This is a genomic window from Symbiopectobacterium sp. (assembly GCF_051710365.1).
GTDB lineage: Bacteria > Pseudomonadota > Gammaproteobacteria > Enterobacterales > Enterobacteriaceae > Symbiopectobacterium.
Genome location: NZ_JBPETA010000008.1, coordinates 1 through 11,596, shown reverse-complemented (window position 1 = coordinate 11,596; position 11,596 = coordinate 1). Strand labels below are relative to the sequence as shown.

Sequence of the window (11,596 nt, the reverse complement as noted above, 5' to 3'; positions counted from 1 at the left end):
ACGAAGAGGCGGTAATGACCGCCTTTTATTTGGCTGGAATCTGAAGGAGTAAGTCGTGCGTAAACACCTGAACGTTGCGGTAGGCATTATTCGTAATGCGCAACGCGAGTTTTTTATCGCCCGTCGCCCTCAGGGCGTACACATGGGGGGAATGTGGGAGTTTCCTGGCGGAAAAGTGGAACCGGGCGAAACCGCTGAACAGGCGTTGATTCGTGAACTGCGTGAAGAAGCGGGGATTGAAGCGCTGGCGCCGATAGTGCTGAACAGCAAAACCGTGGAAACCGATGAGCGCATTATTACGCTGCACTTCTTTATGGTTGAACGCTGGCAGGGTGAACCCTATGGGCGTGAAGAGCAGCCTTCTCGCTGGCTGGATGCCGCGTCGCTGCTGGAAGATGAATTTCCTCCCGCCAACGCCGAGATGATCCGCTGGCTGAAGGAAACGCATTGCTAAATCGGTGCAACAACCCCGCTGATTAATCGTCAGGCGTTAATGGCGAGGTTCTTCGCTCCATTCGTCGCTGTCCGAAATATCTTCATTGCTCGGGATTCGCTTTTCTTCATCTGCCCATTCCCCGAGATCGATAAGCTGGCAGCGTTTGCTGCAAAAGGGGCGATAAGGGCTATTTTCTCCCCACTCCACCGACTTTTTGCAGGTGGGGCAGCTAACAGTGAAGGTTTCGTTATCCATGTTTTTTCCTACAGCAATATCGGTTAACAACAGGCTAATTCAAAGGACAGGCGCGCAGGACCTGACCATTTTCGCTGTCTAATGGCAAAAAGCGAATCGCAAAGCGTGATTTATGTCCTGATACCTGAGGGTAGAGCTGATGCTCGATAGCCAATTGCAAACGAATCAGGTCGGCATCCACCGCGTTATCTTGAAAGAATCCGTTCAAACTGGTTTGTGCCCGAAAAGTACCCGAGTGGCGAATCAGCTCCAGCACCTGGTCGAGCGAGTTTTTTAGCGGTGACAGCGAGTGTAGCCAGGCATCGATCACTTGTTGCTTTTGCGCCTGCGGCTGATGCAGCCACAGATGCAGGGTTGGCACATCAAAACTGCAACAACCGCTCGGAATGCTCAGGCGCTGCCGTACCATGCCAATTAACTTGTCTTCGCGCAAGAATTGCCCCATGCGCGGGGCGGACATCAGCACGGCTGCGAGTTGCTTCAAACGCTGGCGTAGTGCATGGATACGATCATGATCGACGCCGGGTACATCGCTCCATTGCAGCAGCTTTTGTTGTTGGCGCTCCAGCTCTTTGAGCAGTTCAGTACGAATGTCTCCGCGTTCTAGTACGTCGAGCAAATCGACCACGGCACGGAAGAAGGCAAGCGCACTGCCCATATCTGCCCAACTGTGATTTTCATGCAACTGTTGCAGCAGCGTTTCCAAACGTAGCCAGGTACGCGTCTTTTCATTGAGTGGGTATTCAAACAACACGGTGGAAAGGGCATCGCTCATTGTTACTTGTTCTGTCGGTCGTTGTCGGCGGCAAGGGCGAGGTAGCGTTGATGTAACGCGGCGACCTGCTCCATCCACGCCCCGGGGCGACCGTTGTTATCAATAATGTCATCCGCACAGGCCAACCGCTGTTCACGCGTTGCCTGTGCCGCGAGTATGTTCTCAGCCTGCTGGCGATTTACCTTGTCGCGAGCAAGCAGGCGTTCTAATTGCGTGTCTCTTTCCACATCAACGACCGCCACGCGCTGCGCCAGGGATTGCAGCCCATTCTCTACCAACAGCGGCACCACCCACAGCACATAGGGGCCTTTTGTCTGTTGCCATTGTCGCCGTATTTCTGCATGAATCAAGGGGTGCAATAAGGCATTTAGCCACGTTTTATCCTCTGTTGAGGAAAAGATGCGCTGGCGGAGCATGGCACGATTCAAGGTGCCATCGCTATTCAACATATCGTTACCAAAATGCGCCTGAATAGCCGATAACGCTGGCGTACCGGGTTCAACCACCTGACGTGCGATGACATCGGCATCGACAACCGGGATCCCGAAGGTGGCGAAGGCATTGGCGACCGAACTTTTGCCGCTGCCGATGCCACCTGTTAAGGCTACGATATAGGTCATAACGCCTTGTGTGAAAATGAGCAGGTAAATTTATGGGATTCTAGCCCAAATAAAGGGAAATTCGCAGTCTTGTTGTTGCATTATTACTGCGTATGATGAGGTAACTGGGAATGGCATTCTCCCTTTGTACTTTACGTGGCCGCATTGCTGGCATACTCGCCGCTATAACCAGGAAGATAACCGTCATGCGTATTGAAGAAGATCTGAAGCTCGGTTTCAAAGATGTCCTTATTCGCCCCAAGCGTTCTACCTTGAAAAGTCGTTCTGATGTTGAATTGGAACGCCAATTCACCTTCCTTCATGCTCAGAGCACCTGGTCTGGTGTACCGGTGATTGCAGCCAATATGGATACCGTAGGCACCTTTCGTATGGCGCGTGCGCTGGCGGAATTTGACGTGCTGACTGCGGTACATAAGCACTACAGCGTGGAGCAGTGGGCGCAGTTCGTCAAAGAAGCGCCTGAAACGGTATTACGCCATGTGATGGTGTCCACCGGTACCTCGGAGGCGGATTTCGTCAAGGTGAAACAGATCCTGGCGCTGTCGGCTGAACTCAAATTTATCTGTATCGACGTTGCCAACGGCTATTCCGAGCACTTCGTTAATTTCCTGCAAAAAGCGCGTGAAGCCTGGCCGGATAAGGTCATTTGCGCTGGGAACGTCGTGACGGGCGAAATGGTGGAAGAGCTGATTCTCTCTGGCGCGGATATCGTCAAGGCGGGGATCGGACCAGGTTCAGTGTGTACCACGCGAGTGAAAACCGGTGTGGGTTATCCGCAACTCTCTGCTGTGATCGAGTGTGCGGATGCCGCACACGGCTTGGGCGGACAGATCGTCAGTGACGGTGGCTGCTCGATGCCGGGTGACGTGGCGAAAGCCTTTGGCGGCGGCGCAGATTTTGTGATGCTCGGCGGCATGCTGGCGGGCCACGATGAGTGTGAAGGCCGGGTGGTGGAAGAGAATGGCGAGAAATTGATGCTGTTTTATGGCATGAGTTCTGCCTCTGCGATGGAGCGCCATTCCGGCGGTGTCGCAGAGTATCGCGCCGCAGAAGGGAAAACGGTCAAGCTGCCACTGCGCGGTTCGGTTGATAATACCGTACGTGATATTCTGGGCGGTTTGCGTTCGGCATGCACATACGTTGGTGCTTCTCGCCTGAAAGAGCTCACCAAGCGCACCACGTTTATTCGTGTGGCAGAGCAGGAAAACCGCATCTATAACGGCACCTAGCGCCAGCACGCGCGGTGCAGACTGCACGAAGATGGCGAAGCGATTACGCATTCGCCATCAGATTCCCGAATTGGAAGATGGGCAGATACATGGCGATCACCAACGTACCAATTATGCCCCCAACCAGCACGATCAGCAGTGGCTCCAACGTGTGGGTTAGCGTTTCCGCGCGCTGTGCTGTCTGCTGCTGGTGCCATTGCGCTAACTGGTTAAACATGTTGTCCAGCGCACCGGTTTCTTCTCCTACGCGAATCAGTTGCGCACAAGGGGGTGGGAATAACCTGCTGTAAGGTGTCATTGCCTGTTGCAGCGAGTCCCCCTGCTCTATATTCCGCAGAATCGGGCTTAGCGCTTCCTGATAGGCAACATAGGGGAGGGTGGCAGCGGCTGTCAGGCCGGCAGGCAGTGTCAGCCCAGCGCGTTGCGTCAAGGCGAGCAGCGTGAAAAGATAGCTTACTGCCTCTCCTCGCATCAGTGTGCCGAGTAGTGGGATCTTTAGCAAAAAACGTTCTTCCTGCCGTCGTAGGGCTATGGAGCGGGCGCGGCACACCGGATACCCCAGTACGATGCTCACCGGTAGCGTAAGTAGCAGCAGCGCGTGATGGGCAACCACATCTGCCAGTGCCAGAACGCGCTGAGTTAGTGGCGGTAGCGGTGTCTCGAATGCATCATACAAGCTGGCAAATTCGGGTAATACCCATATCAGCATGATGATACTTACCGTAACGCTAACGCCCAGAACAAAACCAGGATAGCGCAGCGCTTGTTTCACTTTCTTTTGCAGTTGAAGCTACTGCTCTTGCTGCGTCGCTAACTGTTGGCAACACACATCCAGTTTACCGGTCATCTCCCCAACGGCGACCAGGGTGGGATAAAGCGTAGGAAACACCAGTGGGTAGTGGCGCAGGACATCGGAAAAAGATTCGCCTTCGGCAATGTCATCGGCTAATGCGTTAATCAGACATCGCCATCCCGGCAGTTCATGTTGTTCGGCCAGCAGTCGCAGTGCATTCAGCAGCGGCAGGCCAGCCTGTAGCAATGTGGCAACCTGTTTAAACAAGGCGATACGGGCCGTTGCTTTCCAGTAACGTTGCGTGAGCGTCTGCCGGTACCGTAAACGTAACGGCTGGTATCCCTTCTGAGCCAGACGTAGATAAACGTGCTGACGCGCATTACCGATGCTTTCCCCGCGCTGTAACTCGCCATTCGACGTGAGAGCAAGCCAGTAGTAGAGTTTTTGTGACATGGCCGCAGTCTCAATGAGAGTGTGGTGATGTGCCAATGACGCGATACATTTCGGCGGCAGATGTCTCCCCTTGGGAAACTCTTCGTAATGCCGATATGAATAGCGTGCCATAACCCGTTTCGTTGGCCAGTACAGTGAGGTCTTGCGTGCTGGCACCTCGACTCAATGCGTGTCGCAGCGCAGGGGTGAGCGGTAGCAGCTCGTAGAGGGCGGTTCTACCATAATATCCCTTCACGCAGTGTTCACAGCCTTGTGCCCCCCAGTGTGGAACGGGGGTTGCCCATAGCGAATCGGGAAATGTTAATGGCGGGGAAGCCGGTGTTTTACAGTGTGGACAGAGACGCCGTACCAGACGCTGGGCAATGAGCAGCGTCAACGCACCCGCGAGCAAATAGCCGGGAATGCCCAAATGGCCGAGTCGGGTCAGGGTTTCAATCGCGGAATTGGTGTGCAGCGTCGATAGTACCAGATGACCGGTTTGCGCCGCTTTCACGGCAATTTCCGCCGTTTCGCTATCACGTATTTCGCCGATCATGACAACATCAGGATCTTGACGCAGTAAGGCACTCAAAATGTGGCTGAAATCCAGCTCAGCCTTAAGGTTCAATGCGGTTTGATTGATGCCCGGCAACGGGATTTCCACCGGATCTTCCACACTGCAAATGTTGCGCTGACTCTCATTGAGCCAGCATATTGCGCTATAAAGCGTCACGGTTTTGCCGCTTCCCGTGGGCCCGGTCAGCAGGATCATACCCTGCGGCTGCTGTAACGCCTGTGTCAGGCAAGTGTATGCCGTCGGCAATAAGCCCAGGCTATCGAGAGTGAGCATCTGTTGGTAGGTTTGTAATACGCGCAGTACGATTTTTTCACCTTCCAGTACGGGCAGTGTGGTAATACGCAGCGAGAGCGACTGTGCATTGAGCGCAAACGAGAACTGACCGTCTTGCGGCAGACGGCGCTCTGCAATATCCAACTGCCCCATGATTTTCAGTCGTGCGGTAAGGCGTGCCGCCCAGTCCAATGGGGGAGATGAGCAGATATGCAGCACGCCATCAATACGCATGCGAACACGATAGTTATCCGCCATGGGTTCAAAATGGATATCCGAAGCCCGTCGCTGGAAGGCCTGTGCCAGCGTTTGATTGATATAGTGGATAACGGACGTCTCTTCGTCTGTTGGCTCGGTGGTGGGTGTGACGCTGAACACTGCGTCGCTTTCTGCTGCCTGCGGTAGTGGGTGGAAAGCCTGCTCCAGCTTCGCTTGTGACCAGAGTTCCACCACGATACGGCGATTACTGGCAAATTTTAGCGCTGTCAGCAATGCAGGAGCCACATCACCAGTGACGGCGATAGTGACGGTTTGTTCATCCAATGTCAGCAACTGTGCCTGATAGCGTTGGCACAGCTGCTTGATCTCTTGATCCAACGGGGCGTATGTGCGCATTTTTACTCCGAGACATCATCGAAACGAAATACCTGCTCGCAAGCGACTATCAAACTCTCGGCCTGCGAGGCTGCCTGACAATGTCGGCGCCAAATGACGGAACTGCTGCCGCTATCCCAATAGGGTATTAAGGTCACGTGCAACCCTTGCAAGGCAGACTGCCCCGTCAAACTGATGACGCCTTGTGTTACGCTGAGATTGCTGACATAGCGTGAGCCTCTCGCAACAGGAATACCTTGGCTTCCTGCATTACAAGGCGCAACGCTGCTGTTTTCTAACGCGCATAAGTTGACCGCAGTTTGATAAGGCGCCAGCGATTGCAGCATGTCTGTCATGGCAGCCTTTTGCAGGTATCCCTGATAAGCGGGGACTCCAATGGAGGCGAGAATGGCAACAATCGCGATAACGATCATCAACTCAACCAGGGTGAATCCGCGTTCTGTGTTCATCATCGTCCTTTTCAGTCAGCAGGTTTGGTATAAAGGTAGAAGAGGCAAGGGGGGAGGACGAGCGCAGAAATGGATAACTGGAAGGTCGACTCGTAAAGAATAGCTCGGGTTGCATGATTCTTTTAAAATCCAGAATCGATATCGCAGAAAATAAATGGGTTTTAATAAATTTATTATATTTTAATGAGTTAATGGTTGTTTTAAGGCTGTCCTTGCTAGGAAAATAACCAAAGGTGAGTAATAATGGCATGACACCATTTCTTGGGGAGCATGTGGTATGCAGTTGGAAGCGGGTTGGTTGACAGGCGTAAAACGGGTGCCTTCTCCCCATTGTGATGCGCGCCCGGACGCAGAGCTTCCTTCATTCATTGTTGGTGATACACAATATCAGCTTACCGCCGGGAGAGTTTGGCGGCCCCTACATCGACCAACTGTTCACGGCGACGCTCGATCCCCAGGCGCACCCTTATTTTCAGGACATCAGCCATTTACGGGTGTCGGTACACTGCCTGATTCGCCGTGATGGCGGCATTGTGCAATATGTCTCTTTTGATAAACGCGCCTGGCATGCCGGAGTGTCTCAGTTTGCCGGCCGTGAGCGGTGTAACGATTTTTCCATTGGTATCGAACTGGAAGGCACCGATACGCTACCTTTTACTCAGGAGCAATACCAACAGCTGGCCTGTGTTACCCGGTTGTTGTTGAACCATTACCCTATTACGCCACAGTGCATTACCGGGCACAGTGATATAGCCCCTCAGCGTAAAACTGATCCCGGTCCGGCCTTTGACTGGCAGCACTATCACCAATTGATCCAGGTGCCGGAAATTGACGATAAGAGGAATGAGTGCTCATGACCCTGTTTACCTTGCTACTGGCCCTGACGTGGGAGCGTTTGTTTAAAAAAAACGATCACTGGCAGATAGACGCCCAGCTGGAAATGATTTTTCGCCTGCTCTCAGCCCCCTCTTTATTGCAGACATTGCTGTTAGCCTTGTTGGGGATGGCCGTAACTGCTGCGTTGCTGTGGCTGGCGAAGGGGGTATTATTTGGGCTGGTGGGGCTGTTGCTCTGGATTGCTATCGTACTGTTGTGTATTGGTGCCGGCGAGGTGCGGCAGCATTACCAGAATTACCTTGGCGCAGCACAACGCGGTGAACAGGATGCAATGCAAGCGCTGGCAGAAGAGCTGGCTTTGATTCATGGTTTACTGCTGGATGCCACCGAGCGCGAAAAACTGAGCGAATTGCAGAATGCATTGCTGTGGCTCAACTTTCGCTTTTATCTGGCGCCGCTGTTCTGGTTTGTGGTCGCTGGGCCATACGGGCCGATAGCGCTGGTTGGTTATGCCATTTTACGCGCTCGTCAAACCTGTCTGGCGCGGCATCATACGCCATTGGCCCGTGCACAATCAGGCGTTGATGCCTTGTTGCGCTGGCTGGATTGGATCCCGGCACGTTTGGCGGGGATCATCTATGCGCTGTTAGGCCATGGTGAAAAAGCGCTCCCTGCCTGGCTGGCATCGTTGGGCGATTTGCACCATTCTCCCTATTGGGTTGTTACGCAACTGGCACAATTTTCTCTGGTTCGCGAATCTCACACCGACCCTATTGATGCGCCGCGGTAATACTCGCGAAAAAGGTCTCTGTGGTGGTGGTGGTGGCTGCACTCACGATTTATGGTACGTTGCTTTGAGTTGCGTCTGGCGGTGTGTATCACAATATGCCTGGCATTGATGGGGCCCATCCCCGGGGGCATCCTCCGAGCCGCGTAAATCTTGTTCAACGCGGTTCCAGACAGCTTGTCACTCACTTGATGCCCTCTTAAAACCCGAATTATGAAGGGGGTAGCTATTGTGAGAGGGCGAAATAGGTCTAATGAGATTTAACTCAACGCCTCGTCTTATCGCGTGCTTGGCATTATTAACGCCCAATTTTTTTACGGCATTACCCATATGGTATTTTACTGTAGTGAGTTTTATTGCAAGAATAATAGCGATTTCTTGATATGATTTCCCAATGCTTTCCCAATATATTATTTCATTTTCTCTCTTTGAGAAGGCCTTTCTTGATAGCGGCGTATTGACGCTGTCCACGTTATTTTCTTTATGATAAAAACCTATCAATTTATCATGCGTTGTCAATAACAACATTTGGATGTCATTCTTATAATCCGTTATGGTGTTTTCCATATTATTATCATGGTGCTTATCCATGATGATCGATAGGACAGCAAGATGGTCACAATGATCGTGAAGTAAAAATGTATATCCATCAACTATGTTATAATATTTCGCCATTTGGAAAATAATATTTTTTTTTTGCATCTTTATTAGTTGCTATGCTTTCATGCCAAGAAAATGGTGTGATCCGCAATGATGCAGTCATGAGGATGGGATCGATAAATTGATAATTATGTTGAGTATAGAATGAAAACCACTCTGTCTTATTTGATATTACTGCAAAGTCGGTCGGATCTTTTTTGTTCATTATCGCATAAGCAAAATTGATGCGGTTATATTCGCCTAATTCTTTTTCTAAATGGTTTCTGATTGAAACGTTGATTTCAGTATTATTATAGAAAGCATTTGGCATGTATTTTCTCCATTGTTGAGTAAAATTCTTTATAATCTATATCATAGACTAAGATCATGTTATTACGTTATTACGGGGATTAAACGAAATGCGTTTGGCTGAACACGTAGAGGTTACCTTGCAGTGAGGTATGTCTATCAAAAGAAGGGATTTCTATGAAATGTAAATATTTAGATGGGTATTATTTCAGAGTGAAACTGTTGAATGTGAAACTTTTTTGCTACTTTTCAAAGTAAATGGAGTGTATCTAAATTCCTAATTAATTTCACTGAGCATGGTCAACGATTGACAACATATCTGTTGTTCGCAATAATACGCAAAATTTTTCCCTGGTGTTGGCCAATTTGGCGTATGATCCTCTTCTGGAGGATCACTTTTTTTCGACTCTATTCCCTCATTCTTATGCTCTAACCATAATTCTTTTAATTTATTAATACCAGATGTACTAAAGTACAGTCTTACCCTGTGCTTTTGATTGCAGCAATACCTATTCATGTGCTGCCAGTCATATTCACAACCGCTGAAAAACAGCTCGTTTTACTCTGATGGTAAAGTCACTTTCCCCCTCGTCATCCTGGGCGAAAGCCGGGGATCTCTGCGAAAATCTTCGGCAAGAGATTCCCGCTTTCGCGAGAATGACGGTGGGGGTAGGGCCGTTGTCATATTACTTATCGGGTGGTTGCGACCCGTTGTGGTTGCGACCCGTTGTTTTTTCTGTTTCATAGCATACCCTATGCCAAGCACGACCAGCCATACGGGAATCAGCAGAACGGAAATCTGAATTCCCGGAGTGATGAACATGATCACTAAAATGCCGGCCAGGAACAGCAGGCAAATATAATTGCCCAGCGGATAGAGCAGCGCTTTGAATTTAGTCTGCACGCCTTCCTGCTCTTTGGCTTTGCGGAATTTCAGGTGCGCCAGGCTGATCATGGCCCAGTTTATCACCAGTGCAGACACCACCAATGCCATCAGGAGTTCGAACGCTTTGCCCGGAATCAGGTAATTGATCAGAACGCACAGCGCAGTGGCGGCGGCAGAAATACCAATGGCAACAACGGGCACACCGCGTCTATCGACGGTTAACAGCGCTTTCGGGCCATTACCTTGCTTGGTAAGGCCGTAAAGCATACGGCTGTTGCAGTACACGCAGCTGTTGTAGACCGATAATGCTGCTGTCAACACCACAATGTTGAGGATGGTTGCCACGGCATTACTGTCGAGGTTGTGGAAAATCATGACAAACGGGCTCCCCCCTTCCACAACTTTCCCCCAAGGGTAGAGCGACAGCAGAATAGCCAGCGAGCCGATATAGAAGATCAGAATACGGTAGATGACCTGATTGGTAGCGCGCGGGATGCTGGTTTCCGGGTTATCCGCTTCTGCTGCGGTGATACCCACCAGTTCCAGGCCACCAAACGAGAACATGATGACCGCCATTGCCATAACCAGACCGTTGATGCCATTCGGGAAAAATCCGCCCTGCGCCCACAGGTCGGTCACCGTGGCTTCCGGTCCGCCCTGACCGCTTAACAGCAGCCAGCCACCAAATACGATCATGCCGATAATTGCTACGACCTTGATGATGGCAAACCAGAATTCCATCTCACCGTACACTTTGACATTGGCGAGGTTAATGGCATTAATCACTAGGAAAAAGACGGCGGCAGAAACCCAGGTGGGAATATCAGGCCACCAATACTGCACATAGATGCCCACAGCAGTCAGTTCGGCCATTGCGACCAGCACGTACAGCACCCAATAGTTCCAGCCGGAAGCGAACCCAGCGAAATCACCCCAATATTTATAGGCAAAATGGCTAAAAGAGCCTGCAACTGGTTCTTCGACGACCATCTCTCCCAATTGGCGCATGATGAGAAACGCGATAATACCGCCGATGGCATAGCCCAGCAGTACGGAAGGACCTGCCATTTTTATGGTGGCAGCAATCCCTAAAAACAGTCCGGTGCCGACGGCACCACCCAGGGCAATCAACTGAATATGACGGTTTTTTAAGCAGCGTTTCAGCGTCCCGTCGTGTTGTTGACCATCCATTAATGTAACCCTCTGTCAGAGTGCAGCAGACACGATGCGAATACTCGCGTCATTTTACGTTTGTGTAATGTTATTTTTACGGTGTTCATCAGATGGAAATACGCTGATGACTACTGTTTGTCAGAGAATAGTGGTAAGCGAAACAGATTGCACTGATTTCTTGTCTCGATTTGTTGATCGGCCCCACGAAAATACTGCCTGTGTACATTTTTAGACCAGCTTTAGACCAGCATTGAAACGACGGCTGCCTTCCCTGACATCCGAGCGATGTGGCATGACTTCTGCCATAAGCGACATGTCAAAGGGGGAATGGCCTCACGGTGATAAAGCCAGTGTAATTTTTTTGCTTAATGTATAGGTGTTGTGATTATCCGTCATTCCGCACCTACTTTAAGAATAAATTCGACGGTATCGCTCGCCGAGAACATCAACGATGGTCTTGTGAACAGAATTGAGGTTGGATACTTGTGGTGGTCTGTCACCAATACTGAAC

General features: G+C 50.8%; 10 protein-coding genes and 4 pseudogenes. 4 read left to right on the top strand and 10 right to left on the bottom strand.

Annotated features, from left to right (window positions below; genetic code table 11):
• Nucleotides 1-55: 55 nt before the first annotated feature.
• Nucleotides 56-454: an 8-oxo-dGTP diphosphatase MutT gene (mutT, locus tag ACTBDZ_RS01525; RefSeq protein ID WP_438813959.1), complete on the top strand. Its 399-nt coding sequence runs from the start codon at nt 56-58 to the stop codon at nt 452-454.
• A 36-nt stretch (nt 455-490) separates the two neighbouring features.
• Here mutT and yacG read toward each other — a convergent pair whose 3' ends face one another.
• From yacG to coaE, 3 genes and pseudogenes are all read right to left on the bottom strand, one after another.
• Nucleotides 491-691 carry a DNA gyrase inhibitor YacG gene (gene yacG / locus ACTBDZ_RS01520; RefSeq protein ID WP_264623695.1) on the bottom strand — a complete coding sequence of 67 codons (201 nt, stop codon included), beginning with the start codon at nt 689-691 and terminating at the stop codon, nt 491-493.
• 23 nt (nt 692-714) lie between these two features.
• Nucleotides 715-1,466, bottom strand: a pseudogene (gene zapD / locus ACTBDZ_RS01515) (cell division protein ZapD).
• Nucleotides 1,467-1,468: 2 nt separating this feature from the next.
• Complete coding sequence (gene coaE / locus ACTBDZ_RS01510) at nt 1,469-2,086, bottom strand: dephospho-CoA kinase (protein WP_438813958.1); 618 nt, start codon at nt 2,084-2,086, stop codon at nt 1,469-1,471.
• Nucleotides 2,087-2,271: 185 nt separating this feature from the next.
• Here coaE and ACTBDZ_RS01505 point away from each other — a divergent pair, with 185 nt between their 5' ends.
• Nucleotides 2,272-3,315 (top strand): GMP reductase, encoded by a 1,044-nt coding sequence (locus ACTBDZ_RS01505; protein ID WP_438813957.1) that lies wholly within the window; start codon nt 2,272-2,274, stop codon nt 3,313-3,315.
• Between the two features lie 43 nt (nt 3,316-3,358).
• On the opposite strand, the gene ACTBDZ_RS01500 is transcribed toward ACTBDZ_RS01505, so the two are convergent.
• The 4 genes from ACTBDZ_RS01500 to ppdD are packed head-to-tail and all read right to left on the bottom strand — an operon-like array spanning nt 3,359 to nt 6,454.
• Nucleotides 3,359-4,087, bottom strand: a complete 729-nt coding sequence (locus ACTBDZ_RS01500) for a type II secretion system F family protein (protein WP_438813956.1) — start codon at nt 4,085-4,087, stop codon at nt 3,359-3,361.
• 18 nt (nt 4,088-4,105) lie between these two features.
• Nucleotides 4,106-4,561 (bottom strand): type II secretion system F family protein, encoded by a 456-nt coding sequence (locus tag ACTBDZ_RS01495; protein WP_438813955.1) that lies wholly within the window; start codon nt 4,559-4,561, stop codon nt 4,106-4,108.
• A 10-nt stretch (nt 4,562-4,571) separates the two neighbouring features.
• Nucleotides 4,572-6,005: a type II secretion system protein GspE gene (gene gspE / locus ACTBDZ_RS01490; RefSeq protein ID WP_438813954.1), complete on the bottom strand. Its 1,434-nt coding sequence runs from the start codon at nt 6,003-6,005 to the stop codon at nt 4,572-4,574.
• A 2-nt stretch (nt 6,006-6,007) separates the two neighbouring features.
• Nucleotides 6,008-6,454: a prepilin peptidase-dependent pilin gene (gene ppdD / locus ACTBDZ_RS01485; protein WP_438813978.1), complete on the bottom strand. Its 447-nt coding sequence runs from the start codon at nt 6,452-6,454 to the stop codon at nt 6,008-6,010.
• Nucleotides 6,455-6,731: 277 nt separating this feature from the next.
• On the opposite strand from ppdD, the pseudogene ampD reads away from it, so the two are divergent.
• Both ampD and ampE read left to right on the top strand, forming a co-directional pair.
• A pseudogene (gene ampD, locus ACTBDZ_RS01480) lies at nt 6,732-7,311 on the top strand (1,6-anhydro-N-acetylmuramyl-L-alanine amidase AmpD).
• Nucleotides 7,308-8,149 (top strand): annotated as a pseudogene (gene ampE, locus ACTBDZ_RS01475) (beta-lactamase regulator AmpE). Before ampD ends, ampE begins: the two co-directional pseudogenes overlap by 4 nt.
• A gap of 109 nt (nt 8,150-8,258) precedes the next feature.
• Here the strand turns inward: ampE and ACTBDZ_RS01470 are convergent.
• The 3 genes and pseudogenes from ACTBDZ_RS01470 to ACTBDZ_RS01460 all read right to left on the bottom strand — a co-directional run.
• The gene (locus ACTBDZ_RS01470) at nt 8,259-8,780 is read right to left on the bottom strand and encodes a response regulator transcription factor (protein ID WP_438813953.1); all 522 of its coding nucleotides are present in this window, start codon (nt 8,778-8,780) and stop codon (nt 8,259-8,261) included.
• Nucleotides 8,737-9,048 carry an autoinducer binding domain-containing protein gene (locus ACTBDZ_RS01465; RefSeq protein ID WP_438813952.1) on the bottom strand — a complete coding sequence of 104 codons (312 nt, stop codon included), beginning with the start codon at nt 9,046-9,048 and terminating at the stop codon, nt 8,737-8,739. Before ACTBDZ_RS01465 ends, ACTBDZ_RS01470 begins: the two co-directional genes overlap by 44 nt.
• Nucleotides 9,049-9,729: 681 nt before the next feature.
• Nucleotides 9,730-11,103, bottom strand: a pseudogene (locus ACTBDZ_RS01460) (amino acid permease); the annotation flags it as partial.
• Nucleotides 11,104-11,596: the final 493 nt, after the last annotated feature.